This is a genomic window from Kitasatospora sp. NBC_01250 (genome assembly GCF_036226465.1).
Taxonomy (GTDB): Bacteria; Actinomycetota; Actinomycetes; order Streptomycetales; family Streptomycetaceae; genus Kitasatospora.
On record NZ_CP108476.1, the window covers coordinates 4,477,138 to 4,502,576 of the forward strand.

At 74.4% G+C, this 25,439-nt stretch carries 20 protein-coding genes, 1 tRNA gene and 1 riboswitch; of the genes, 9 read left to right on the top strand and 12 right to left on the bottom strand.

Annotated elements, in window-relative coordinates; translation table 11 throughout:
- Positions 1–50: 50 nt before the first annotated feature.
- Positions 51–578, top strand: a complete 528-nt coding sequence (locus OG500_RS18570; RefSeq protein ID WP_329581666.1) for a GNAT family N-acetyltransferase — start codon at positions 51–53, stop codon at positions 576–578.
- Positions 579–591: 13 nt separating this feature from the next.
- Here the strand turns inward: OG500_RS18570 and OG500_RS18575 are convergent, their stop codons facing one another.
- On the bottom strand, positions 592–2,268 hold the full coding sequence (locus OG500_RS18575; RefSeq protein WP_329581668.1) for a long-chain fatty acid--CoA ligase: 1,677 nt from the start codon (positions 2,266–2,268) through the stop codon (positions 592–594).
- A gap of 138 nt (positions 2,269–2,406) precedes the next feature.
- Positions 2,407–3,609 (bottom strand): FAD-dependent monooxygenase, encoded by a 1,203-nt coding sequence (locus OG500_RS18580; protein WP_329581670.1) that lies wholly within the window; start codon positions 3,607–3,609, stop codon positions 2,407–2,409.
- Positions 3,610–3,686: 77 nt separating this feature from the next.
- On the opposite strand from OG500_RS18580, the gene OG500_RS18585 reads away from it, so the two are divergent.
- Entirely contained in the window at positions 3,687–4,313 is a 627-nt protein-coding gene (locus OG500_RS18585; RefSeq protein ID WP_329581673.1) for a TetR/AcrR family transcriptional regulator, read from the top strand.
- A gap of 67 nt (positions 4,314–4,380) precedes the next feature.
- Here OG500_RS18585 and OG500_RS18590 read toward each other — a convergent pair whose 3' ends face one another.
- From OG500_RS18590 to OG500_RS18610, 5 genes are all read right to left on the bottom strand, one after another.
- The gene (locus tag OG500_RS18590; RefSeq protein WP_329581676.1) at positions 4,381–5,379 is read right to left on the bottom strand and encodes a glycoside hydrolase domain-containing protein; all 999 of its coding nucleotides are present in this window, start codon (positions 5,377–5,379) and stop codon (positions 4,381–4,383) included.
- Positions 5,380–5,639: 260 nt separating this feature from the next.
- Positions 5,640–5,969: a hypothetical protein gene (locus OG500_RS18595; RefSeq protein WP_327067796.1), complete on the bottom strand. Its 330-nt coding sequence runs from the start codon at positions 5,967–5,969 to the stop codon at positions 5,640–5,642.
- A gap of 282 nt (positions 5,970–6,251) precedes the next feature.
- Positions 6,252–7,616 carry an FAD-binding oxidoreductase gene (locus OG500_RS18600; protein WP_329587624.1) on the bottom strand — a complete coding sequence of 455 codons (1,365 nt, stop codon included), beginning with the start codon at positions 7,614–7,616 and terminating at the stop codon, positions 6,252–6,254.
- Positions 7,617–7,725: 109 nt separating this feature from the next.
- Positions 7,726–7,813, bottom strand: a tRNA-Ser gene (locus tag OG500_RS18605).
- Positions 7,814–7,885: 72 nt separating this feature from the next.
- Positions 7,886–9,664 (bottom strand): S1C family serine protease, encoded by a 1,779-nt coding sequence (locus tag OG500_RS18610; protein ID WP_327067817.1) that lies wholly within the window; start codon positions 9,662–9,664, stop codon positions 7,886–7,888.
- 229 nt (positions 9,665–9,893) lie between these two features.
- A riboswitch (TPP riboswitch) is annotated at positions 9,894–10,042 on the top strand.
- Here OG500_RS18610 and OG500_RS18615 point away from each other — a divergent pair.
- The 4 genes from OG500_RS18615 (at position 10,035) to OG500_RS18630 (ending at position 14,466) form a co-directional block, all read left to right on the top strand.
- Positions 10,035–11,411 carry a purine-cytosine permease family protein gene (locus OG500_RS18615; protein ID WP_329581682.1) on the top strand — a complete coding sequence of 459 codons (1,377 nt, stop codon included), beginning with the start codon at positions 10,035–10,037 and terminating at the stop codon, positions 11,409–11,411. Its footprint overlaps the riboswitch before it by 8 nt.
- A gap of 116 nt (positions 11,412–11,527) precedes the next feature.
- On the top strand, positions 11,528–12,376 hold the full coding sequence (locus OG500_RS18620) for a glycerophosphodiester phosphodiesterase family protein (RefSeq protein ID WP_327067819.1): 849 nt from the start codon (positions 11,528–11,530) through the stop codon (positions 12,374–12,376).
- Positions 12,377–12,703: 327 nt separating this feature from the next.
- Complete coding sequence (locus tag OG500_RS38195; protein ID WP_442789179.1) at positions 12,704–13,402, top strand: ATP-binding protein; 699 nt, start codon at positions 12,704–12,706, stop codon at positions 13,400–13,402.
- Positions 13,403–13,482: 80 nt separating this feature from the next.
- The gene (locus OG500_RS18630; RefSeq protein ID WP_327067822.1) at positions 13,483–14,466 is read left to right on the top strand and encodes a DUF5926 family protein; all 984 of its coding nucleotides are present in this window, start codon (positions 13,483–13,485) and stop codon (positions 14,464–14,466) included.
- A 225-nt stretch (positions 14,467–14,691) separates the two neighbouring features.
- On the opposite strand, the gene OG500_RS18635 is transcribed toward OG500_RS18630, so the two are convergent.
- Positions 14,692–15,495 (bottom strand): bifunctional DNA primase/polymerase, encoded by an 804-nt coding sequence (locus OG500_RS18635; protein ID WP_329581687.1) that lies wholly within the window; start codon positions 15,493–15,495, stop codon positions 14,692–14,694.
- Between the two features lie 634 nt (positions 15,496–16,129).
- Here OG500_RS18635 and OG500_RS18640 point away from each other — a divergent pair.
- Positions 16,130–17,944 (top strand): PP2C family protein-serine/threonine phosphatase, encoded by a 1,815-nt coding sequence (locus OG500_RS18640; RefSeq protein ID WP_329581690.1) that lies wholly within the window; start codon positions 16,130–16,132, stop codon positions 17,942–17,944.
- Between the two features lie 183 nt (positions 17,945–18,127).
- Positions 18,128–19,627 (top strand): aminopeptidase P family protein, encoded by a 1,500-nt coding sequence (locus OG500_RS18645; protein WP_329581693.1) that lies wholly within the window; start codon positions 18,128–18,130, stop codon positions 19,625–19,627.
- Positions 19,628–19,702: 75 nt separating this feature from the next.
- On the opposite strand, the gene OG500_RS18650 is transcribed toward OG500_RS18645, so the two are convergent.
- Entirely contained in the window at positions 19,703–21,178 is a 1,476-nt protein-coding gene (locus OG500_RS18650; protein WP_329581696.1) for a hypothetical protein, read from the bottom strand.
- Positions 21,175–21,879, bottom strand: coding sequence for an RNA polymerase sigma factor (locus OG500_RS18655; RefSeq protein WP_329581699.1), 705 nt, complete (start codon positions 21,877–21,879; stop codon positions 21,175–21,177). The genes OG500_RS18650 and OG500_RS18655 overlap by 4 nt, the downstream gene beginning before the upstream one ends.
- Before the next feature lie 470 nt (positions 21,880–22,349).
- On the opposite strand from OG500_RS18655, the gene OG500_RS18660 reads away from it, so the two are divergent.
- On the top strand, positions 22,350–23,387 hold the full coding sequence (locus OG500_RS18660) for a DJ-1/PfpI family protein (protein ID WP_329581702.1): 1,038 nt from the start codon (positions 22,350–22,352) through the stop codon (positions 23,385–23,387).
- Positions 23,388–23,406: 19 nt separating this feature from the next.
- On the opposite strand, the gene OG500_RS18665 is transcribed toward OG500_RS18660, so the two are convergent.
- Entirely contained in the window at positions 23,407–23,931 is a 525-nt protein-coding gene (locus OG500_RS18665; protein WP_329581704.1) for a rhodanese-like domain-containing protein, read from the bottom strand.
- 165 nt (positions 23,932–24,096) lie between these two features.
- Positions 24,097–25,350, bottom strand: coding sequence for a hypothetical protein (locus OG500_RS18670; RefSeq protein ID WP_329581707.1), 1,254 nt, complete (start codon positions 25,348–25,350; stop codon positions 24,097–24,099).
- Positions 25,351–25,439 lie beyond the last annotated feature (89 nt).

Here is a 25,439-nt window from a genome sequence, read left to right on the forward strand (position 1 = left end):
CGGGCGGAAAAGAGCCGGTCGGTGAACGGGCGGACGGGCAGAATGGCCGGATGATCATCCGCCTGGTCCGCCCGGACGAACTGACCGCCCTGCAGGAGCTCGAACTCGCCGCCGGACGCTGCTTCCACGAGGTCGGCATGCCCGAGATCGCCGGGGACGAGCCGCTGCCGCTGGACGAACTCGCCCGCTACCGGCGTGCGGAGCTGGCCTGGGTCGCCGTCGATCCCGCGACCGGCGGGCCGGCCGCCTACCTGCTCGCCGAGCCGGTGGACGGCAACCTCCACGTCGAGCAGGTCTCGGTGCACCCCGACCACGCGCGCCGCGGCGTCGGGCGCGCGCTGCTGGACCACCTCGCCGCGCTGGCCGCCGCGCAGGGCGTGCCCGCGCTGACCCTCACCACCTTCGCCGAGGTGCCGTGGAACGCGCCGTACTACGCCCGCTGCGGGTTCCTGCCGCTGGCCGAGTCGGAACTCGGCCCCGGGCTGCGGGAGATCCGCGCCCGGGAGGCGGCACACGGCCTGGACCGCTGGCCGCGGCTGGCGATGCGCCGGGCCCTGTGCGGCCCGGCGCAGCTCTGACGGAGCGTCAGTATCACTCCTTGCCGAGCAGCGTGACGGTCAACTCGTCGGCGGCATAGGCGGCGCGGATCACCTTCTTGTCGAACTTGCCCACCGAGGTCTTCGGCACCGAGGCCACCAGCGCCCAGCGCTCGGGCAGTTGCCAGGAGGCGATCCGCTCCGCCAGGAAGGCCCGCAGGCCGCGCAGGTCGACGGTGGCGTCCGGGCGCAGCACCACGGTGGCCAGCGGGCGCTCGCCCCACCTCTCGTCCGGGACGGCGACCACGGCGGCCTCGGCCACCTCCGGGTGCGCCATCAGGTGGTTCTCCAGCTCGACGGAGGAGATCCACTCGCCGCCGGACTTGATGACGTCCTTGGCCCGGTCGGTGAGGGTGAGGAAGCCGTCCGGCGTGATGGTGCCGACGTCGCCGGTGCGCAGCCAGCCGTCCTCGGTGAACTTGTCCTCGGGGCGCTCGGGTTCACGGTCGGCGCCGCCGTAGTAGGCACCCGCGATCCAGGGGCCGCGCACCTCCAGCTCGCCGGCCGCGACGCCGTCGTGCGGCATCCGCTCGCCGCCCGGGCCGGTCAGCCGCGCCTGCACGGAGGCCGGGAAGACGCCCTGGGTGACCCGGTAGGCCCACTCCTCGTCCTCGCTCAGACCGGCCGGCGGCAGGGCGTAGGTGCCCAGCGGCGAGGTCTCGGTCATGCCCCAGGCGTGCACCACCCGGATGCCGTGCCGCTCCTGGAAGGCGCGCATCAGGGCGGGCGGGCAGGCCGAGCCGCCGATCACCACCTGCCGCAACGACTGTGTGTGGTACGGAGTCTGACGGTCGGTCGGGTGGTCGAGCTCGTCCAGCAGGCCGTTCCAGATGGTCGGCACGGCGGCGCTGACGGTGGGTCGGATCTCGTCGATCATGGTGGCCAGCGGCTGCGGCTGCAGGAAGCGGTCCGGCATCAGCAGGCTCGCGCCGGACATGAAGGCGGCGTGCGGGATGCCCCAGGCGCCGACGTGGAACATCGGCACCACGGGCAGCGCGATGTCCCGCGAGGTGAGGGCGAAGGTGGCCGCCGAGTTGACCTGCAGGCAGTGCAGGTAGATCGAACGGTGGCTGTAGACCACGCCCTTGGGGTCGCCGGTGGTGCCGGAGGTGTAGCAGATCATCGCCGGGCTGCGCTCGTCCAGCTCCTCCTGCCACGCGTACTCGGTGGGGCGGCCCGCGATCAGCTCCTCGTACTCGTGCACGGTGCCGGCGAAGCCGGCCAGCAGCGAGCGGTCGCCCGCGCCGCTGACCACGATGTGCTTGAGGGTGGGCGCCAACTGCGGCAGCACGCCGGCCAGCAGCGGGAGCACGCTGCCGCTCACGATGATCGCGTGGTCGGCGGCGTGGTTGATGATGAACGCCAACTGCGCAGGCGGCAGCCGCAGGTTGAGGGTGTGCAGCACCGAACCCATGGCCGGGACGGCGAGGTAGGCCTCCAGGTGGTCGGCGTTGTTCCACATCAGACTCGCGACCAGGCGCTCCGGGGTGACGCCGAGCTCGTCGCGCAGCGCGTAGGCGAGCTGGGCCGCGCGGGCGCCGACCTCGGCGAAGGTCCGCACCTCGGGCCCGTTCCCGGTCCAGGTGGTCACGGTGGCCCGGCCGTTGACCGTCGCGCCATGGCTCAGGATCCGGGCGACGGTGAGCGGTACGTCCTGCATGGTGCTGAACACGCGGGGTCCTCCTTGACCGGGCTGCCTGGCTGTCGGCCACCGCGCTTGCTACCGACTGGTAGCCGGATGGCCCGCTGCCGATTCTGGCCCCCGCGCGCGGTGGCTGTCAGCAGCTCCCGGCCGAATGAGACGATCAGCTCAAATGCCGCGGGCGGCACCATCGGCCGTGGGCGGCCGCCAGTCGAGCATCGGGGCGGCGGCGCGGACCACGGCGCCGTCCGGAAGCAGGCCGCCGAGGGCGAGCAGGGCGTCGCGGGCGGCGACCGCGAGCGGGGTGCGCAGCGCGATCAGCCGGGCCACCTGGCGGGAGCGGGCGGCCACCCGGGTGGTGCGGGGCAGCCGGTCGGCGCCGTAGCGGGCCAGGGCCGCTGCCACGGGCCCGGGGCCGGCCAGGTGGTGGGCGAGGACGACGGCGTCCTCGACGGCCTGGCAGGCGCCCTGGCCCTGGAACGGCGTCATCGCGTGGGCCGCGTCGCCGAGCAGGGCGACCCGGCCGCGGTGGAAGGCCGGCAGCGGGTCGGCCAGCTCCCAGACGTCGTTGCGCAGCACCGCGGCCGGGTCGGCGGCGGCGAGCAGCGTGGGCAGCGGGGCGAACCAGCCGCCGAAGCGGCGCAGCAGTTCGGCGCGCTCGTCGCCGTCGGGCGCCCGGCCGCCGGGCGGGGTCCAGGCCGCGGCGTAGAGGTAGAGGCGGTCCTCGGCGAGCGGGACGGTACCGACCAGCGCGCCGCGGCCCCAGGTCTCGCCTCGCGGCAGCCTGGTCCTGGCCGGCCGCGGGACGATCGTGCGCCAGCTGGTGCAGCCCGCGTAGCGCGGGCCGGGGTGGTCGGGGAAGAGCTGCCCGCGGGTGGCCGAGCGCAGGCCGTCGGCGGCCACCACCAGGTCGGCGGTCAGCGGGCCGTCGGGGGTCTCCAGCACGGCGGGGCGGTGGGCGTCGCCCGGGTCGGCGAGGTGGACCGCACCGCCGGTGCGCAGTGCGCCGGCGGGCAGCCGGTCGGCCAGGGCCGCGACCAGCTCCGCGCGGTGCAGCACGACGATCGGATCGCCGTAGGCGCGGGCGAAGCCCTCGGTGCTGGTGCGGGCCAGCCGACGGCCGGACGGGCGGCGCAGGGCCGCCTCGCCCTGGGCCGCGGCGTGCGCCCTGATCCGGTCGCCGAGACCGAGCTGGTCCAGGGCGCGCAGCGCGTTGGGGGCCACGCTCAGGCCGGAGCCGACCGGGTCGAGGGTGGCGGCGCGCTCGTGCACGGTGACCCGCCAGCCGCGTCGGGACAGGGCGAGCGCCGCGGCCAGGCCGCCAATGCCGGCGCCGACGACGGCCGCGTACCGCTCAGGGGATTGCGTCATGGGACCGACGGTACTACGGGTGTAGTCATTCGTCACTACATCCGTAGTGCTGCGCTCGACGCGGGATGATCGGGGACATGAGTTCGCCGCGCGCCGCCCTGATCGCCGACACCGCCATTGCCCTGATCGCCGAGCGGGGGCTGCGCGGGCTCACCCACCGGGCCGTGGACGAGGCGGCCCAGCTGCCCGCCGGCTCGACCTCCAACCACGCGCGCACCCGGGCGGCGCTGCTGGCGGTCGCGCTGGACCGGATCGCCGAGCGGGAGGCCTCGGCGATGCTGCTGCCGCCGCCGGCGGACGGGGCAGGGCCGTCGGGCGGAGCGGGCGTGACGGGCGAGGTGGGCGCGGCTGCCGGGGCCGAGCCGCGCGTCCTGCTGGCCGAGCTGCTGGCCGCCGGGGTGCACCAAGCGCTCACCGGGGGCCGGACGCTCACCCTGGCCCGCTTCGAGCTGGCCCTGGAGGCCACCCGGCGACCGGAGCTGCGGGACGGCTACGACCGCGCGGGTGCCCGGTTCACCGCGCAGCTCGCCCAGCTGCTGGCCTTCGCGGGCTCGGCCGATCCGCACCGGCATGCGCGCTGCCTGGTCCGCTGGGCCGAGGGGGTGCTCTTCAACGCGCTGGCCGGCGCCGGGCAGGCGCACGTCCCAGGCCGGGCCGAGCTGCGGGCGGAGGCGGAGCGCTACCTGGGCGCGCTGCTCGGCTGAGCCGCGGGCTGCCCGGGCTCGGGCCCGACCGCGGGCTGCCCGGCCGAAGCGGCGGCCGCCGGCCGGCTCAGCGCGCCACCAGGGTGTCCAGCTGGTCCCGGTCGATCTCCAGGCCGACACCGCCGTGGGTCTCCTGGACGGTCCCGTGGTGCTGGTGGGCCCGGCGGTGCCGGGCCCACTGGTCGGCGCCCAGCACCCCACCGCCGTCGGTGCTGGCGCGGTCGTCCCAGTGGGCGTACCAGACGGCGTCCGGCAGCGGCGCCGCCCCGGCCCGGGCGGCGGCGGCCAGGTCGGTGATGCTGGAGTCGAGGCTGGAGTAGAAACCGGCGAAGTACCCGGCGGTGTGCAGGGCCTGGGTCCAGCCGAGGGTGAAGTCGACCACCGCCTTGGCGCAGCCGGCGTTGCCCGGCGGGTAGGCCTCCAGGTCCAGGTAGACCGGCGCGCCCTGGCCGATCCCGATCCGCCGCAGGCCCTTGACCGCCTCGGCCGCCTCCGCCTGGCCCTGCTGGACGGCGTGCGCCGGGTCGATCAGCTGCGGCCGGTCGGCCGACCGCGACCGGCCGGGCGGTGGGGCGCACGGCGCCTGCCGGCCCGCGTGGATGGGCACCAGCCGCCAGCCGAGCGCCCGGACCTGGCGGACCCAGTCGGCGGTCAGCCGGGGCTGGGCGCAGGCACGCTGGCCGCCGCTGGAGTAGATGCCGATCGCGCCGTACGGGGAGGCGCCGCGCCAGGCCCGCATGGTGTCCAGCGGCGGGGCGCTGCAGGCGTCGAAGGCACTGCCGGTGAAGACGGTGCGGGTCACCCCGGCCAGCCGGGCCTGGCCTGGGTCGGGCAGCACGGTCGGTGCCGGGGGCGGCGCGGCGCGGGCCGCGGTCGACGCGGTCGACGCGGCCGCCGCGGCCGCCGCGGCCGCCGCCGTCGCCGCGGTCGCCCATCCGGCCGGGGACAGCCGGCCCGCCACCCCCGCGAGGCCGGGCCGGCCACCGGGGGCGGCCGTGGTGTCGGTGGCCAGCAGCAGGACGAGGGCGGCGGCCGAGAACGCCGTCGGACGCAGGTAGCGGACCATCCCCCGATCCTGAGCCGGACCCCGGGCGCGGCGGCCGAGCCGGGGGCGGACGCGCCGGTGCGCGCATCGAAGCCACCCGGTCGGCGCAGCCCGCGGACCGTCCGCGCCACGACATGCCAGTGGGCGGTGCCGTTGCCGACACCGCCCACGAACCGGAGCCCGGTGACCCTTTCCGTCTCCGGCGACGGCCGACTCGCCCACGCATGGCCGATCCGCCCGTCACCCGCCCCTGCTGGAGCGCGCTCACTGACTCAGGGGGTTCACCCGCCGATGGGCGCGAAGACGATGTCCAGGTTCTTGTTGCCCTGCTCCGACAGGACCTGTCCGGAGTTCCCCTTCACGCCAAGGGTGTTGTTCTGGTTCGAGGCGCCGCTGCCGGTCGCCGTCTGCTGGGTGGCGTTGTAGTTGCCGTCGATGCCGCCGAAGATGTTGCCGCTGCCGGTGTCGGAGACGACGCTGCTGTTCGAGCCGTCGCTCGACCCGGCCACGTTGTCGGCGAAGGCGGCGCCGGCACCTGCCAGCAGCAGGCCTGCGGTGAGCGGTGCCGCGGCCAGTGCGACGACCAGCCGGGCGGTGCGGATGCGAGCCATGGAATCCTCCAGAGAACCCGAAGTGGACTGACTACTGCGGGAGTTCGCGGCCAGACGAACCCCTGCGTGGCTGCGACGCCGAAATCAAGACTCCGCACCCGGGCACCGAACCGCCAGAGTCCACCGGGCAATTCGCTCGATCGCGTGATCCCGGAAAGCTAAACCCGATCCCGCAACGAGCCGATATCCACAGGTCGATCTCGGCCATCAGGGCCGCTAACCAGCACTGTTCCAAGGCCTTCTGAAGCCGCGCCACCCCCGTGGCGCCACCCCGGGAATGACTCAGAACAGCTTGCCCGGATTGAGGATTCCCAGGGGGTCGAACAATCCTTTCATCTGCTTTTGGACCTCAAGGCCGACCGGCCCCAATTCCCGTGCCAGCCACTCCCGTTTCAGCAGCCCGACCCCGTGCTCACCGGTGATCGTGCCGCCCAGCTCCAACCCGAGCGCCATGATCGCCTCGAAGGACTCCATCGCGCGCGCCACCTGCTCCGGATCCTTCGCGTCGAAGGCGACGACCGGGTGCGTGTTGCCGTCACCGGCATGGCTCACCACGCCGATGGTCAGCCCGCACTGCTCCGCGATCCCGGCCACCCCCGCCAGCATCTCGGCCAGCCGGGAGCGCGGCACCGCCACGTCGTCCACCATCGTGGTGCCCAGGGAGTCCAACGCGGGCAGCGCCAACCGCCGGGCCTGGAGCAGCAGTTCCGACTCGGCCTGATCCTCGGCCGGCACCGCCTCGGTGGCCCCGGCGGCTCGGCACAGCTGCGCCACGGCCGCCAGCTCGCTGCTGCGCTCCGGACCGTCGAAGGCGACCAGGAGCAGCGCCCTGGTCGTCTCCGGCAGCCCCATCCGGCCGAACCGGTTGACCGCCGCGACCACCACCGAGTCCATCAGCTCCATCAGCGAGGGCGTGAACCCGGCCTCGGTCACCGCGTTGACCGCCGCGCAGGCCGCCGCCGTGCTCGGGAACTCGGCCGCCAGCGCCAACTGCGGCGCGGGCGCCGGGCGCAGCGCCAGCACCGCGCCGACCACCACGCCCAAGGTCCCCTCGGAGCCCACGAAGAGCCGGGTCAGGTCGTAGCCGGCCACCCCCTTGGCGGTGCGCCGCCCGGTGCTCAGCAGCCGGCCGTCCGCCAGCACGACGTCCAGGCCCAGTACGTACTCGCTGGTCACCCCGTACTTCACGCAGCACAGCCCGCCCGCGCCGGTGCCGATGTTGCCGCCGATCGTGCAGGACTCCCAGCTGGACGGGTCCGGCGGATAGGCCAGCCCGCGCTCCTCGGCGGCCCGCGAGAGCACCGCGTTGACCACCCCCGGCTCCACCACGGCGATCCGGTTCACCGGGTCCAGCTCCAGGATCCGGTCCATCTTCACCAGCGACAGCAGGATGCAGCCCGCCACCGCGTTCGCCCCGCCCGACAACCCCGTCCTGGCCCCCTGCGGCACCACCGGCACCCGCAACCCGCTCGCGGTGCGCAGGACGTGCTGGACCTCCTCCACCGTCCGCGGGAAGACCAGCACCGCCGGCTCACCCGCCTCGCAGAACCCGGCCATGTCGTGCCGGTACGCCCCGGTCACCGCCGGATCCACCACCACCGCCCCCTCGGGCAGCCCGGCCGCCAACCGGCTCGTCAGCTCACTCACCGTCTCGCCCACCGTCGGCTCCTCTCGTCGGAGGAGCCCAGTGTGACGGATCGTCACCGGAAATACCGCCGGCCCCTGACCAGCGATGCTGGTCAGGGGCCGGTCCACGCGGAGAGCGTGGGATTCGAACCCACGGTGACGGGTCACGCCACGACAGTTTTCAAGACTGTTCCCTTAGGCCGCTCGGGCAGCTCTCCAGGCGGAGGTCAGCCTAACGGGTCCGCGGGGGTTCGGTGCACCTGATTCCGGTGGGTGTGGTGCGGTCCGGGTCAGGAGGGCTGGTCGCCGGTGCGGCTGCCCAGGGTGACGGTGGTGTGGCCGGGCTGGCCGTTGCGGGTGTAGTCGATCTGGACCTGCTCGCCGGGGGCGTGCGTCCAGATGGCACTGACCAGGGCGGGGCCGTTGTCGATGACCTCGCCGTCGAGCTTGGTGATCACGTCGCCGGGCTTGAGGCCGGCCTTGTCGGCCGGGCCGCCGGGGGTGACCGCCGCGGTGTTGCCGACGGGGGCGGTGTTGATCTGCGCGCCGTCGCCGTTGTAGTTGTCGTTGCGCAGCACGCCGAGCGTCGCGTAGACCGGGGTGCCGGTGCTGATCAGCATCTGGGCGACCCGCTTGACCTGGTTGATCGGGATCGCGAAGCCCAGGCCGATGCTGCCGGCCTGGCCGCTGCCGCTGGAGTTGGACTGGATCGCCGAGTTAACCCCGATCACCGAGCCGCTGGCGTTCAGCAGCGGGCCGCCGGAGTTGCCCGGGTTGATCGAGGCGTCGGTCTGCAGCGCGTTCATGTAGGACGTCTGCGTGCCGCTCTCGTCGCCGGAGGCGACCGGGCGGTTCTTGGCGCTGACGATGCCGGAGGTGACGGTGCTCTCCAGGTCGTAGGGGGCGCCGATCGCGATGGTGGTGTCGCCGACCGCGACCTGGTCGGAGTCGCCCAGCGGGAGCGGGGTGAGCTTCTCGCTCGGCTGGCTGTCCAGCTTGACCACGGCGAGGTCGTAGCCCTTGGCCTGGCCGACCACCGAGGCGGGGTAGCTGTTGCCGTCGGAGAACTTGACGGTCAGCTTGCCGCCGCCCTGGGCCGGGGCGACCACGTGGTTGTTGGTGACGATGTGGCCCTCGGTGTCGAAGACCCACCCGGTGCCGGTGCCGGACTCCGAGCTGCCCTCGGCCTTGATGGTGACGACGCTCGGCAGCGCCTTGTTGGCGACGCCGGCCACCGAGTCGGGTGCCCGGTTGAGGGCGGCCTGGTTGGTGCTGCCGCTGACCGTGGTGCTGGTGCGGCTGCTGCCGAAGGCGGAGTTGGAGCCGTTGCCCTTGATCGCGGCACCGGTGATGCCGCCGGCGACACCGGCCACCAGCGCGACCGCGGCGATCAGCGCGACCAGGCCGCCCTTGCCCTTCTTGCGCGGCGCCGGCGGGGTGCCGAAGGCGCCCGGGTACTCACCGGGGAACTCCGCGCCGGGGTAGCCGGGGCCACCGGGGTAGCCGGGGCCGCCCGGGTAACCGGGCGCGGCGGCCGGGGTCGACCAGGTGTCGCCGAGCGGGGTGCCGGCGCCGAAGGGGTGGTGCTCGGCCTGCGGGGGCGGGCCGGCCGGGACACCGGGGGTGATCGGTGCGCCGCCCGCCACGGGGGTGACGGGCGGGGGGGCGTAGGGGTTGGCCGGCGGCTCCATGGCGCCGGCGGCCGGAGCGGTCGCCGGGGGCGGCGTGTCCTGGTAGGAGGAGGCGGGCGCCGAGGGCGGCGGGGCGTCGAGGTAGGCGGGCGCCGCGGGGCGCGCCTCGGCCTCGGCGGCGGGGGCCTCGGCGGCGGGCTCGGCAACAGGGGCGGCGGGAGCCTCGGCCGGGGCCGCCACGCGCGGGTCGACCGGCTTCTCGGCCGGGGCCTCGGGTGCGGGCACCTTGGTGAACGCCAGGGTCGGCTGCGCCTTCACGACCGGCTCGCTCACCGTCGGTGTGTCACCGACCGCCGGAGTGCCCCCCGGCTCGCCGTGACCGCTGGAGAGGTGCTCCCCCTGCGGCCCGGTGGAACCACTCTCGTGCTCGGTGCTCACGGACGACCTCCATCGCTGACACGGACCTTGGCCCATAGTTTTTCCTATGCACGATCTGGTTGCCGTAAGGGACCGCCTGAAGAACCGATAAGAATCCTTAGACGGACCGAACAGCCCCCCTTCGCCCACCCCGCGGGCCGTCCGGCCTCCCCGGCGGCATCCCGCGATGCGGACGGCGCTTTGCCCCACCTTGGCGTAATCCAAACGCCGGGCTACCCTGTCGCATCTGTTGAAGACACGCGGGAGCTTGGACCCACCAGGCTGAGAGTGCGCTGGTCGACCGTACGCCATGGCGGTGACGCCCAGGTGGTCGAGGGAGCGCTGACCGCCGGAACCTGACCGGGTAATGCCGGCGTAGGGAGTATCGGCCATGACGGCTGCTTCGCCTTCCCCTTCTCCTGTCACGGTGCTGGAGCCGCCGGGCACCGACCGCGCCGAGGCGCCGCTGGTGCTGGACACCGCGCCTGCGCGCACCCTGGGCTTCCGCGACCAGTTCGCGCTCTGGGCCAACCTCGGGATCAGCCTGATCGGCTTCACCAGCGCCGCGACGGTGCTCGGCCAGCCCGGCAGCGAGCTCTCCTTCACCGCCTCGGTGGTGGCGATCGTGGCCGGCACGGTGATCGGCACCGCGATGCTCGGGGTGGCCGCGCTGATCGGCACCCGGACCGGCGCGCCCGCGATGGCCGTGCTGCGCGGCCTGTTCGGCACCAGGCTGTCGTACCTGCCCACCGTGCTGAACATCCTGCAGTGCCTGGGCTGGGGCGTGTACGAGCTGATCGTGATCGCCTGGGGCGCCCAGACGGTGGCCGGCACCCAGGGCTGGCGCTGGCTCTTCGTGCTGCTGGCCGGGGCACTGACCACCGCGCTCACCATCTGGCCGCTGGGGTCGATCGCGGCGCTGCGCAAGTACGTGGCGATCGCGGTGGGCGTCGCGATGGTCTACTTCACGGTCCAGCTGGGCCGGCAGGGCTGGCCGGACCCCGGGGCCGGCAACTGGCACGGCTTCCTGAAGGCGACCGACGCGATCATCGCCGTCTCGATCTCCTTCGTGCCGCTGGCCGCCGACTACACCCGGCACTCGCGCACCGGGCGGGCCTCGTTCTGGGGCACCTTCTCCGGCTACACGGTCGCCCAGGTCTGGTGCTACCTGCTCGGCCTGATCGCGCTGCTCCAGTCGCACGGCAACGCCGACAACCTGCTCGACTCGTTCGCCGGGGTGGCGGCCGGCTGGGCCTTCCTGCTGGTGCTGGTGCTGCGCGAGGCGGACCAGTCGTTCGCCAACGTCTACTCGACCGCGATGTCGGTCCACAACCTCTTCCCGCGGGTGGACCGGCGGCTGCTGACCGGCGGGATCGGCCTGCTGGTGACGGCGCTGGCGCTGCAGATCAAGGAGTTCACCGACTCCTACTACGCCTTCCTCGGGCTGATCGGCTCGGTCTTCGTGCCGCTGCTCGCGGTGCTCGCGGTGGACTTCTTCCTGGGCCGCGGCCGGCGGGGCTGGGACCTGGGCCAGCAGGCCCCGGCCCGGCCGCTGATGCTGCTGCCGTGGGCGCTGGGCTTCGCCGTCTACCAGTTCCTGGCGCCGACCGCGGTGGCCGGCTGGTGGACCGGCTTCTGGACCGGCCTGCAGACCGCGGTGCACTTCACGCCGCAGCAGTGGTCCTCGGCCTCGCTCCTCTCCTTCCTGGTCGCGGGGCTCGCCACGCTCGCGGTGATCCGGCTGCCCTGGCTCGCCGAGCGCGCCTGAGGCCCCGGCGCCGCCGACCGGGCCGGCCGGCGGCGCCGACACGCGCGCTGACCTGCGGAACCCCGCGTTCGGACGGTCGACGCGTCCGCGTCACCCGGGCCATCTAGGGTGGACCCGTGACGACTCTCGACCTCTCCTCCACCGGACCAGGACGCGACGCACGGACGGTCCAGGTGGTCGCCCACCGCGGCTCCTCCGCGGCGCTGCCCGAGCACACCCTGGCGGCCTACCGGCGGGCGCTGGCCGAGGGGGCGGACGCGGTCGAGTGCGACGTGCGGCTGACCGCGGACCGGCAGCTGGTCTGCGTCCACGACCGGACCATCGCCCGGGTCTCGGACGGCGGCCGGCGGGTGGTCTCCACGCTCACCCTGGCGCAGCTGCAGGCCTACGACTTCGGCTCCTGGAAGCCGGGCGGCACCGAGGCCGAGCGGGCGGACCCGGAGCGGCGCGGGGTGCTGCCGCTGGCCGACCTGCTGGAGCTGGTGGCCGACTGCGGGCGCCGGGTGGACCTGGCGATCGAGACCAAGCACCCGGTGCGCTACCGCGGCGCGGTCGAGCACGAGCTGCTGCGGATGCTGGCCCACTACGGGATCGGCGCGGCTGCCGGGGCCGACCAGGGCGACGGGGAGCGGCCGCACGCCCGGCTGATGAGCTTCTCCGGCCTGGCGCTGGGCCGGCTGCGCGGGGCCGGGTCGGCCTTCCCCCGGGTCTTCCTCTTCGAGCACCCGGCGCTGCTGCGGCTGTGGCCGGGCGCCGGCCTGCCCGCCGGCGCCGTGATAGCCGGGCCCGGGATCGAGCTGGTGCGGCGCCGGCCCGAGCTGGTGACCAGGCTGCGGGCGGCCGGGCACCGGGTGCACGTCTGGACGGTGGACGAGCCCGAGGACGTGGCGCTCTGCCTGGAGCTCGGGGTCGAGGCGATCATCACCAACCGGCCGCGGGACGTCCTGGACCAGTTGGGGCGCTGAGCCGGCCCGCCGCGAGGCCGCCCGGACGGTGCCGCGGCGACGGCGGTGCGACACTGCGGCGGTGCGGCGGCGGCGGCGATACTGCAAGCCGCGCGGAGCGGTCCGGTTGGCGTACGCGGGCGCGCGCAGTGGGTGGTGCGATGGGCCCGGCGGACGGAATCCACTCCCTCGATTGACGCAGCGTAAGCAGCTAATCACCTTTTGCGCACAGCGTGTTGCGGCACCTTCCACAACTTCACAATTGACGGACCGCAACCGACCGAACCCGTTTCCGGTGCATTCCGTCGGGGCATCCATCCCTCGGCAAACGCTGAAGGAGGTCCGGGGGTGGCGTTGATGGTGGCGCGTGAAGTGCCGACTTCATCAACTATGGCGGTGCCGCACGGCCCGGCCAGTGTCGGGGCTGCCCGGCGCAGGCTGCGGCGTGACCTGGGCGACCGTAAGGTCCCCGCTGCCGTCATCGACGACGCGGTTCTGATCCTTTCCGAACTGCTCAGCAATTCCTGCCGCTATGCGCGGCCGCTTGCACCATTGCTCGATCTCGCCGGGGGGGCGAGCGAGGAATTCCGACTTCACGGCGCCGATATGCCGAAGTCCGCGGCCCGCGCGGAAAGCGCGGAGGCCGCGGCGGAGGCCGCAGCGCTGGAGGTGCTGCTGGTCAGCGCCGGGTCGCACCGCCACGCGCGGGCGGCGCACGAGCCGGGCTCCGCGCTCTCGTCCAGCACCCCGGCGCAACCGGCGGCGGGGCACGGCGGGGCGGCGGGGCAGCCGGCGGAGCCGGCCGGCGGGGTGCTGGTGCGCTGGCAGATGCACAACGACGGCCTGCTGACCCTGGAGGTCACCGACGGCGGCGCCACCACCAGGCCGCTGCCGGCCAGCCCCTCGCTGACCGCCAAGGGCGGGCGCGGCCTGAGCATCGTCGGCCAGTTGGCCGCCGACTGGGGGGTGCGGGACGCGCCGGGCGAGGTGACCGTCTGGGCCGCGCTGCCGGCCCGGGCGGAGCAGCCCGTGCGCCGCTCGGCCTGAGCGACTCCCAGGAGCACCGCCGATTCTCAGTAGGCTGCCCGGGAGAATTCCGTGCCCACCACTCCCGGGAGAGCCGCACCATGGCCAAGAAGGCCGCCAAGAAGTCGTCCCAGCCGAGCCGCAGCACCGCCACGACGGACAGCGTCCCCGTCGTCGGCGCCCGCGAGGACTGCCCCTGCGGATCGGGCCGCCGTTACAAGGCCTGTCACGGTCGGCAGGCCGCGCACGCCGTCCAGGAGCTGGTGCACCGCCCGTTCGAGGGACTGCCGGGCGAGGCCGACTGGGTGGCGCTGCGCGAGCTGGTGCCCGCCGCGACCGTGCCGCTGACGCTGGTCGCCGGCCTGACCGACGGGGCCACCGGTGACGTGCCGTCGGTCACCCTGGCCACCGTGCTGCCGCTGGCCTGGCCCGCGCTGCGCCGTCCGGACGGGTCGATCCTGCTCGGCCTGCAGACCCAGTCCTCCTCCGGCGACCTGAGCCGCGACCTCGCCGACGCACTGACCGAGGCCCTGGTGACCGAGCCCGGCAACCCGGTGCCGACCCGCCGGGCGGCTGCCGACGGCCCGCGCCTGCAGGACCTGCTGGACCTCGGCGCCCCCTTCACGCCCGCCGTGCACACCGGCTTCGAGTTCTGGCTGGAGGACGCCGAGGCCGCCACCGGCGAGGTCGCCGCCTCGCTGGAGCGCGCCAACGCCTCGGCGATCCCGACCGAGAAGCTGGCCGGGGTGGACAGCGCCTACTGGTGCGGCACCCCCGACAAGAACCACCTGCGCTGGGTCATGACGGTGCCCGAGGAGCAGCTGCTCGACGCGCTGGCCCGGCTGGCCGCCACCGGCGAGGCCTCGATCGGCGAGGGCACCAAGCTGGTCGGCTCGTTCCGCGCGCACGGCCTGACCGTGCCGGTCTGGGACCTGCCGCTGGAGATGTCGGCGGCCGACTGCGAGAAGCCGGCAGCGGCGTTCGCGGAGCGGCTGGCAGGCGCGCTCGACGTCAGCGCGCCCCTGAGCGCGGAGGAGCGCCGGGCGCGCGCGAATCTGGTGAGCCGTCAGGTCACGCTGAACTGACCGAAGATGGCGCTTGGTGATCATTTCCGATCGTGGGAGCGTGACTCCGGTCACATCTGGGCCCAAAAACCCGGAAACACCGGGGTCGACCCGCGGAGGAAATTGGCCAAGGCGCGAATCCTTGTTACTGTTTAAAGCAGTCCGGCCGCTGGTGCATCCCCCGTCGCCAGCGGCCGGATCTTCCATGTGACCGGCGGTGTCCATCTCCCGCCGGCCTCCTGCCCCTCAGAACGCGAGCCTGCTGCCGTCCGGCTCTGCCGAGCCCGCCGCCACCAGAGCCTCCAACAGTCCCGCCACCGGCGGCAGCCAGACCCCGCCGCCCGGCGCCGGCACCGGCCGCCGCACCCACCGCATCGCCGCGCCCTGGCCGCCGACCCGCGAGGGCGGCAGCACCAGGAACCCGCCGGGCCCGTGGTACCGCACCGAGCTGGGCACCGCGCCGGGACCGCCGCCCGGCCGCAGCGTCCGCTCCTGCTCCACCAGCAGCTCCGCCAACTCCGGGTACCCGTAGGGCGCGACGAGCAGCGCCCAGCGGGTCGGCGAGGCCAGCACCGGCCCCGGGGTGAGCCGCAGCGCGTCCAGGTATGCCAGCAGCCGCTGCCCCGCCGCGGCCGGCAGGCTGACCGCCGCCACCGCGCTCCCGGTCGCCACCAGCACCGGCGCCTGCGGGCTGTGCCGCTCCCACCACCAGCGCACCATGGTGGCGTCGGTGGTGGCCGCCAGCAGCGAGTGGTCGTGCGGGTGCGCCGCGGGGACCGGGCAGTGCGGATCGGCACAGGAGCAGATCGCGACCGGCCCGGCGGGATCGAGCCCGGCCGGATCGAGGCCGGTGGCGTCCAGCCCGGCAGCGTCCAGCCCGGCGGGATCGGGCCCGGCGGGGCCCAGCCCACCGGGTGCGCCGGCCCGCTCCACCAGCACCGCCCCTGGCAGCACCGGCCAGCGCCAGCGCTCCGCACAGGTCAACGCCGCCTGGAGCAGCGCCTGTCGGGTTCTGCGGTGCCTGGCGGACAACTCCCGCGACTCACGCATGCGCACTCGTTCCTCTCCGCGACCGGGGTGGATCACAACCGAATGGCCTCACAACCGAATGGCCTCACAGCCGACTTGGGCTCACGACGGCACTGTTCACGACGGCACTGCTCACGATCGACCGATCGCACGGCCGACAGATTCACGACCGACGGGATTCACGGCCGACTTGGCTCAAAACCTTGACGCGGCCCGGGGAGCCGCAGGGTGTGCTCGGCGTCCTGTGCGACGGACGCCGACCCGGGTAGCCCTCGGACGCGTCCTTGGAACGAGAATCCCTCATGCGACCAGATGGACGCCCTTGCGAGCCCTCTGGTTCCACCGTACGAGTGAGTGACTTGTGGTCAGCACGGCCGCCGGGCGGGGGGATCCCTACGCTCCGGGCAGGGTCCGGCAGCCTCTGGTCAGCTTCTGCCCGCTGACCGTGCCCGCCACGCCCGGCGTTTCGGAGCGCGGGCGCGTGCACGGGGCGCGGGGTGCGGCGCGGACCCAGCCACCCGGCTGGGCTCCGATCCTGGACACGCCCCGACCGTCCTGTGTACAAGTGGGGCATTGGAGTGGGTTGGCAGGCCTTTGGGCGGATGTGCGGATGCACGGATGCACGGGGTACGGCCTCAGCGCTGGGAGTCGCGGCATGGGTGACAGGCGTCCGACCGGCGCGGCCGGCCCGAGCGGTGGCATGAGCGGAGTCCCGGCGTCCGGGACCGGCAGCGGGGCCGGTCACGGCGGCAGCGGTGGCGCAGCCGGTGGCGCCGGTGGCGCCGGCACGCGGCAGGGTGCAGGCGCACCGGAGCCGGCCGGGAGCCCGGGCGGTGCCGAGGGCCCGCAACCGACGGGCCGGCGGCTGGCCGCCCTGCTCGACCTGCCGGGGCTCGCCGCGCCCCAGCCGCAGGCGGTGCACGGCGGCGACCCGTCGTACGGGCCCTCGGCGCCGGACGGCGCGACGGCCCGCATGCCGGGCGGCGGACCGGCCGAGGAGCCGGCGCAGCGCCTGGACCTGCTGCCCGCGCCGGAGCGCCTGGCGGCGCTCGACCTGCTGCACCGGCACACCGAGCGCCTGGCCCGGGCCCGCGGCCTGGCCGCCACGCTGACCACCCTGCTCGACTCGGGCGCCGAACTGCTCGGCGCGGACCGCGCGTTGCTCGTCCCGGTGGCCCGGGAGAGCGGCGAGAACCACCTGCCGTTCGACCGGGCCGCGGTCACCGGCCCGGCCGGTGCCCCGGCCCTGGACGCAGCCGCCGACCTGGCCACCGATCCGGCCACCGGGCGCCCGGTCGAGCCGGTCGGCGCCGTCCACGGCCTGGCCGGCGCCGGCTGGCAGGACCACGCCGGCCACGGCCCGATGGTCGGCCTGCGGCTGGACCACGCCGCGATCGGCGCGCTGGAGACGGTGCCCGTCGAGCACGGCCCGTTCGCCGGCCTGCTGCGCTCCGGCGCCCGGCCGCGCCAGCTGCTGCACGCCGACCTGGCGGCCGAGCCGGGCCTGGTCCCCCGGTTCCGCGAGGTGGCCGCCGGCCTGGGCCTGGCCGCCTGCTTCGCGCTGCCGCTGGCCACCGACGCCGAGGGGCCGCTCGCCGCCGCCGTCTGGTTCTATCCCGAGCCACGCCAACCCACCGATCTGCAGCAGGAGTTGGCCCGCCGCTTCACCGCCTTCGCGGCCCCGCTGCTGGCCGGCCGGCTGGCCGCCGAGCGTGGCCAGCGGGCCACCGAGGCGCTGCGCCGCGGCCTGCTGCCCGACCACCTGCCCTACCTGCCCGGGCTGCGGCTGGCCGTCCGCTGGCTGCCGGCCGGGCTGGAGCACTCCGCGGGCAGCGACTGGTACGACGCCATCACGCTGCCGGACGGCTCGGTCGGGCTGACCGTCGGCTCGGTCTCCGGCGACGGGCCGGGCGCCGGTCCGGCCTCGGCCACCGCGGCCGCCAGCGCGATGGGCCGGATCCGGGCCGCGCTGCGCGCCTACGCCGTGCTGGAGGGCGAGGACCCGGTCTCCGTCCTCGGCGACCTGGAACTGCTGCTCAAGACCACCGAGCCGGCCCGCACCGCCACCGCCGTCTACGCCTGCCTGGACCCGCAGGAGCGCCGGATCACCCTGGCCGGCGCCGGGCACTGCCCCCCGGTGCTGGTCACCCGCTACGGCGCCAACTTCGTCGAGACCTCGCTCTCCGCCCCGCTCGGCATGCTCAGCTGCTGGGAGGCCCCGGGGGTGGAGCTGAACGTCGAGCGCGGCGACCTGCTGCTGCTCTACACCGAGGGCCTGGCCCGCCGTCTGGGCCCCACCCTGCACGCCGGCCAGGCCCGCCTGCGCAAGGCCGCCGCCGACGCCCCGCGCGAGCTGCGGCACGACCCCGACGCGCTCTGCGCCCACCTGGTGGGCCACTGCCTGGGCACGGCACCCGAGGCGGTGGAGACGACCGACGACCTGGTGCTGCTGGCGGCGCGGTTCGACTAGGGCTCGACCGGGGTCCGAGCCGGGCCGGGGTCCGTGGGGCCTGAGCAGGGCGTTCGGGAGGGGCCCCGGGCCCCTCCCGAACGGGTGATCGGCGGCTCGTCCGTACCATGGGTGCCACAGCCGCCCGGCACCTGTCGCGATCCGACGCGTGAGGGGCGGACGACTCGCAAGGAGGCGACGAACGTGACCGAGGACCGTACTCCGGCAGTGGCGGACAACCCCGAGGGGGCCGGTGCCGAGGAGGAGACGGCGGACCAGCCGATCAAGGGCCGCAAGAACGGCCTGTACGGCGAGGTGTCGGACGAGCTCGCGGCGTCCATGAAGTCCGGCTGGGCCGACACCGAGCTGCGCGACCTGGCCCCGATCGCCCAGGCCCCGTACGCCGCCGCCCGGCGGGCCGCGCTCTCGGCCGCCTTCCCCGGCCAGCGCCTGGTGGTCCCGGCCGGCAACCTGCGGACCCGGGCCAACGACACCGAGTACTCCTTCCGCGCCGCCAGCGAGTACGTGCACCTCACCGGCGACCAGACCCAGGACGCCGTGCTGGTCCTGGAGCCCCGCGCCGAGGGCGGCCACGACCAGGCCCTCTACCTGCTGCCGCGCTCCGACCGGGAGAACGGCGAGTTCTGGCTGGACGGCCAGGGCGAGCTGTGGGTCGGTCGCCGCCACTCGCTGGCCGAGGCCGAGCAGCTGCTCGGCCTGCCCACCCGGGACGTGCGCAAGGCCGCCGAGGAGCTGGCCGCCGCGGACGCCTCGGTGCCCACCCGGATCGTGCGCGGCTACGACGCCGGCCTGGAGGCCGCGGTCGCCACCACCGAGGAGGGCGACGACGAGCTGAAGGTCTTCCTGAGCGGCCTGCGCCTGGTCAAGGACGCCTGGGAGATCGAGCAGCTGCGCGCCGCCTGCTCCGCCACCGTCAACGGGTTCACCGACGTGGTGCGGGAGCTGAGCCAGGCCGTGGCCACCTCCGAGCGCTGGATCGAGGGCACCTTCTGGCGCCGCGCCCGGGTCGAGGGCAACGACGTGGGCTACGGCTCGATCGCCGCCGCGGGGCCGCACGCCACCACCCTGCACTGGGTGCGCAACGACGGCGAGGTCCGCCCCGGCGAACTGCTGCTGCTGGACGCCGGCGTGGAGACCAGCACCCTCTACACCGCCGACGTCACCCGCACGCTGCCGATCAACGGGACGTTCAACCCGCTGCAGCGCAAGATCTACGACGCCGTGTACGCCGCCCAGGAGGCCGGCATCGCGGCGGTGCGGCCCGGCGGCCGGTTCCGCGACTTCCACGACGCGGCCCAGCGCGTGCTGGCCGAGCACCTGCTCGCCTGGGGCCTGCTGGACGCCTCGGTCTACGACGTCGAGAAGGTCCTGGAGCTCGGCCTGCAGCGCCGCTGGACCCTGCACGGCACCGGCCACATGCTCGGCCTGGACGTGCACGACTGCGCCCACGCCCGCCGCGAGTCCTACGTGGACGCGGTGCTGGAGCCGGGCGTGTGCCTGACCGTGGAGCCCGGCCTCTACTTCCAGCAGGACGACCTGACGGTGCCCGAGGAGTACCGCGGGATCGGCGTGCGGATCGAGGACGACATCCTGGTGACCGCCGAGGGCAACGAGAACCTCTCGGCCGCGCTGCCCCGCACGGCCGACGCGGTGGAGGCCTGGATGGCCGAGCTGGCGGGCTGATCCGCCCGATCGGCTGATGCGCTGACGGCGAGGCCCTCGGCACCCCGGGTCGGGGTGCCAAGGGCCTCGCGCGTGTCAGGGGCCGGTGATGATCAGCGGCATCGAGAACTTGCCGAGCTGGGACAGCTGGCCGCCCTGCCCTTGGAGGAAGGCGCCGGCCGACAGGACCAGCGTGCCCGGGTTGTTGTGCTGGTCCAGCGTCATCCGGTAGGTGATGGTCCGCTGGGCTCCGGGAGCCAGCGAGAACGTCGTCGAGGTGCTGCTGCCCCCGAAGTCGGCGGTGCTCCAGAGCATCCCGAGCTGGGTCCAGGAGCCGCCGTCCTGGCGCTCCATCGTCCCCTGGGCCTGGGGCGGACCGGTGTTGGTACTGCCGTACATCTCGGGTGCGACGGCCGGCAGCACCGTGGCGTACGTGGTGCTGCTGGTGTTCGTCCAGGTGACCGAGAAGGTGTACGGGGTACCGCGGTTGAGCTGCTGGCTCGGCGTCAGGCCCTTGACGGCGACCGAGAGCGCGTCCGCCTGCGATCCCAGCGGGTCGGGGTGGCCCGACACGTCCAGGCTGCCGAGCACGCTCTGCAGCCCGCTCTCGTAGGTCGCACTCAGACCCCGGGCCGACACGAAGACCTGCTGCTCGGGGAAGTCCCAGCGGCGCGCGGTGAAGGTGGCGCCGGTGTCGCACTTCACCTGCCAGGTGGCCTCATGGACGGACTGCCCGGCCAGCGTGGCCAGTTGGAAGCGGTAGTCCAGCAGACTCTGCGTTTCGCCCATGCCCGGGTTGTTCCAGGAGTAGCAGTACGGCTGGTGCGCCCAGCCGCTGGACATGAACTGGTCTTCGACGACCGGGTAGTTCGCCTGCTGGACCTCCGCCGCCGTGTCGTACGCGATGATCGACACTCCGTACGGCTCGCAGTCGACCTTGTCGTCGGCCTTGGCCCCGGGCGCCTCCAGGCACACCCGGTTGTCGTAGGTCTTCGCCGTCCAGCCCGCCGGGAGCGTGAAGCTGACGCCCCGGAAGGTGTACGGCGTCCCGGTGGCGCTCGCGGGGGCCGACGGGCCGTCGCTCGACACCGTGCTGCCGCTCGTCGTCGAGCCCTGGGACTGGCCGCCGTTCGTGCCGGCGGTGCCGGGGGTGCCGGGCGGGGCGTCGTCGGGGGTCACCGAGCCACTGGGCGTGGCCGGGGCGGTGGACGGCGAGGGCGAGGGGGACGGCGAGTCCGAGGGCGAGGGGGACGGGGAGGCGGACGGCGTGGCCGAGGACGGGGCACTGGTGGGCAGCACGGCCGCCGGCGGCGGGACCACGTGCTCGGCCACCGTGTCGCTGCGGAAGCCCAGGTAGCCGATCGAGGCCGCCGCCGCCAGCCCCACGAGCGGCAGCGCGACGGTGTAGAGCGGCCGGGTGCGCCGCAGGCGGCGGGCCGGCGGGGCCGCGGGACGCAGACTGCCCGCGGTGATCTGGGCGGCGCGGGCACTCATCGCCTCGCGCAGCAGGTTCTCCAAGGGGGTGCCGTCGGAGCCGTCCCCCGAAGGCCCAAGCTTCTGACGATCAGTCATCGGACCTTCTCCAGTTGCTTCTCCAGGGCGTCGAGCGCCCGGCTCGCGGTGGACTTGACGGCGCCTCGGGAGAGCCCGAGGGCCTCGGCGATCTGCGCCTCCGACAGATCGGACCAGTAGCGCAGCACCAGCACCTCGCGCTGCCGCTCGGTCAACTCCTGCAGGGCGAGCACCACGCGGCGGTGCTCGTCGTTCAGGACGGCGTGGTCCTCGGCCGAGGGGGCGTCCGCCTCGTGCGGCGGCACGTACTCGCGCGCGGTCTTGCGGCGGCGCAGCACCGAGCGGGCGCCGTTCACCACCGAGGTGCGCAGGTAGCCGAGCGCGTTGTCCAGGTCGTCCAGGCGCTCGCCGTGCTTCTGGAAGAGCGCGGCGAAGGCCTCCTGGACCACGTCCTCCGCAACGTCCTGACGGTCCACCAGGAGCACGGCCAGCCGGACCAGGCCGAGCCGGTGCGCGTGGTAGAGGTCGGTCACCGTCGGCCGCTCCTCGTCCTCCGCGCGACCGCCGCGCAGCAGCCGGAACCCGGCCCGGCGGGCAGCCGGCGGCGCCTGGCCGTCCCTCGGCTCCGCGCCCGCGGGCACCTCGCCCGGGGAGGTGCCGAGCGCGCCGAACAGCAGTTTCAGGACACCCGGCGAACGCCGGCCCCGCAGTCCCCGTCCGGGGACTGCGGCGGGCAGGCTCGGTGCCATGGCCAAGGACATGTACGGTCTGCTTTCCCCCGAGACGGCGACGGCCGTCAAAGCTGATTTCAAGATCATGAACGACGGAATTGTGGCACTCCCCGGCCGCTCCCCTGGCGGCAGGTCAGGCCAGGCGGCGGATCCAGGAGGTGTCACCGGAGCCCTCGTCTGCCGTGACAATCACCGTGAATCGGTTGATAGCGGACATGCGCATGACGCGGCCCCCTGGGCATGGCGGTGGTGCTGGTGGCGGTGGGATCGACGGGAGCGGCTGACGCGGTCCGGCCCAGCCGGTCCCGCTCCCTTGCTCCCACCCTGATAGACGTCCATCCCCGCGGGGGGTTGCAGGTGACTTCGAAAATTTTCCGATCGGCTCCGGTCACCCGTGATCCGCCTCGGTCCGGACCGGCGGCGGACCGGCCGCTGATCCGCTCGCGGCACCCCCGCCACTACACTCGCCAGCAGTTTCGGCACGGCGCACAGGGGGGTCCATGACCGAGCGGAGTGGATCGCAACCGGTCCCGGTGGCGATCGGACGGCGGCCCGAGCCGGTGCACACGGTGGCGGTGTACGCGTTCGAGGGCATGGCGCCCTTCGAGCTCGGGGTGGTCGTCGAGGTCTTCGCGCTGGCCAGGCCCGAACTGGCCGGACTGCTCGCCGCCCCCTGGTACGGCCTGAAGGTCTGCGCCGAGCAGCCCGGGCGGCCGCTCGGCGCCATGGGCGGGTTCCTGCTGACCGCCCAGCACGGGCTGGACGAGCTGGCGGCGGCCGACACCGTGATCGTGGCGGGCGTGCCGAACGCCTTCACCGGCGAGGTCTCCCCCGCGCTGGTGGCGGCGCTGCGCACCGCGCACGAACGCGGGGCGCGGATCGTCTCGATCTGCTCGGGCGCCTTCGCGCTGGCCGCGGCGGGGCTGCTGGACGGCAAGGAGGCCACCACGCACTGGCGGTACGCCGAGCTGCTGCAGCAGCGCCACCCGGCGGTGACGGTCAACCCCGACGTGCTCTACGTGGACCACGGGGACCTGCTCACCAGCGCGGGCAGCGCCGCCGGCATCGACCTCTGCCTGCACCTGGTCCGCACCGACCACGGCGCCAGGGTGGCCAACACGGTGGCCCGCCGCTTCGTGGTCCCGCCGCACCGGGACGGCGGACAGGCGCAGTTCATCCAGGCCGCGGTGCCGCCGGTGGACGCGGCCGAGGACGGGGTGGCGCGCAGCATGCAGTGGGCGCTGGACCACCTCTCCGCGCCGCTGAGCATCTCGCTGCTGGCCCGGGCCGCGCGCATGTCGGACCGCTCCTACCTGCGGCACTTCACCGCCCGGAACGGGACCAGCCCGATGCGCTGGGTGATCACCCAGCGCATCGCGGCCAGTCTGCCGCTGCTGGAGTCGCTGGACGGGACGGTGGAGGAGATCGCCGCGGCGGTCGGCTTCGAGAGCGCGGCGACCTACCGGCACCACTTCGGGCGCACCATGCGGACCTCGCCCACCGCCTACCGGCGCTCGTTCGGCAGCGGAGCGGCCTGACCCGGTCGGCGAGGGCCGGTCAGCAGACGAGGCCGAGGTCGGCGGGGGTGGCGCTCTTCGGGTCGACCGGCCGGCGGCCCTCGGTCGGCCAGCCCTCGCGGATCCAGTACTCCAGACCGCCGATCATCTCCTTGACCTCGCGGCCGAGCGCGGCGAGCTTCATCCCGGCCTTCGTCGAGCCGTTGCAGGCCGGGCCCCAGCAGTAGACCACCAGCAGGCCCGCGGGCAGCTCGGCCACCCGCTCGGGGGTGATCTCCGCCAGCGGGAGGCTGATCGCACCGGGCAGGTGGGTCCTGCGGTGGGCGCCCTCGATCCGCACGTCGAGGAGGGTGAAGTCCTGCCTGCCGTCCCGCATCGCGTACCAGACGTCGGCCGGGTCGGCCTGGCAGCCCAGCCGCTCGGCGAAGAAGGCGAAGGCCCGCTCCGGGGAGAGCGCCGGGATCGCGCTGACCGGCGAGGGGGCGGGGGCGGCGCTGCTCGCGGCGTGGGCGTGGGCGGGGGCGGCGCTGCTCGCGGCGTGGGCGGGGCTGGGGGCGGTGGTCACGGTCGGCTCCTCGGCGGGGCTGGCTGCTGGGCGGTGCCCCGATCCTCCGCCGCGGACCACCACCGCCGACAGTGGCGTGGACGACCACGACCGCCAAGATCCCGCCACCGCCCCCTCACCGCGCCGGGCCGACCGGCTGCGGATCAGCGGCGGATCAGCCCCGGATCAGCCGCCCATGGTGGCCGGGGTGCGGGACCCGCCGGCCGGGGGCGGCACACTGCCCCGGTTGCGGGCCCGGCGCCCGCCGGTGCCGGCCGGGGCCGGGATGCCGCCCTGCTGCTCGCTCGACAGCGCCGCGGGCTGCTCGGCGCGACCGCCCGCCCGGCGCCCGCCGGAACCGCGCCCGCCGCTGCCGCGGCCCCGCCGCGGCTGCTTGGTGGGCCAGAGCAGCACATAGGCCGTGGAGATCACCACGAAGGCCAGCCGGATCATGCCCTTGGTGGAGTCCGAGGGGATCAGCAGCGTGCCGCCGTAGAGCGAGGCCAGCGCGATCCAGCTCCACCAGGGCACCAGGCGGCGCTGGCCGACCGCGTCCCAGAGCAGCGTGCCGAGCAGGATGGAGGCCGTGTAGTAGGTGTAGACGCTCGGGTCGAGCAGGATCCGGGCGTTGGCCCCGACCAGCACCACGGCCGGCCAGCGCCCGCGGCGCACCGCCAGGGTGCCCAGGCCCATCCCGACGGCGAACTGCGCGGGGCGGTCCCACCAGGGGGTGGAGGGGTCCGAGACGCCGAGCCAGCGCAGCGAGGAGGCGGGCTGGTTCGGGATGGTGAACTTGGCGGCCGACAGCGAGCCCAGGTTGCTCAGGTAGAACGGCAGCCAGGCCACCGCGATCAGCCCGACGCACCAGAGGAAGGAGCGCTTCCACGACGCCTTGGGCAGCGCCAGGATCAGCGGGAGGAAGGAGATCGCCCAGGGCTTGGAGTCGACCGCCAGGGCCAGGTAGATGCCGACCGCGGCCGGCTTGTTCCGGGCCAGCGCGTGCACCGCGAGCATCGTGAAGAAGAGCGCCAGCACGTCGTCCATGTGCGCGAAGCGCACCGAGACCTCGACCCACATCGGGATGAAGGCCAGGCCCGCGATCAGGATCCGCTGCTGGAGCCGGCGGTGGTTGGTGCCGGTGCCCCGGTAGTACCAGGCCGCGGTGCGCCCGACCAGGACCAGCATGATCAGGCCGAGCGCGGACATCGTGCCCTCGGCCAGCACCTGTCCGACGTTCGCGGGGAACGGCGCGAAGAGCCGGGCGGCCATCAGGCTCACCGGGCCGATCTGCAGTTCGGGGTGGTGCGCGTAGAGGGAGAGGCCGCCGCCGTTGCCGCCGCTGAAGAGCAGCTGCTCGCCCTCGCGCAGGTAGTGCCACGAGAAGCCGCCGCTGGGCTCGACGATCAGGAACCAGATGACCGTCCACGCCACCAGCAGCACGTGGTGTCTACGGACAGGAAGGCTCGCGATACGGCCGGTGTTCGACCCGTAGTCGGTTGCTTCGTCATCCGCGCTTGCTCGGCGCACCT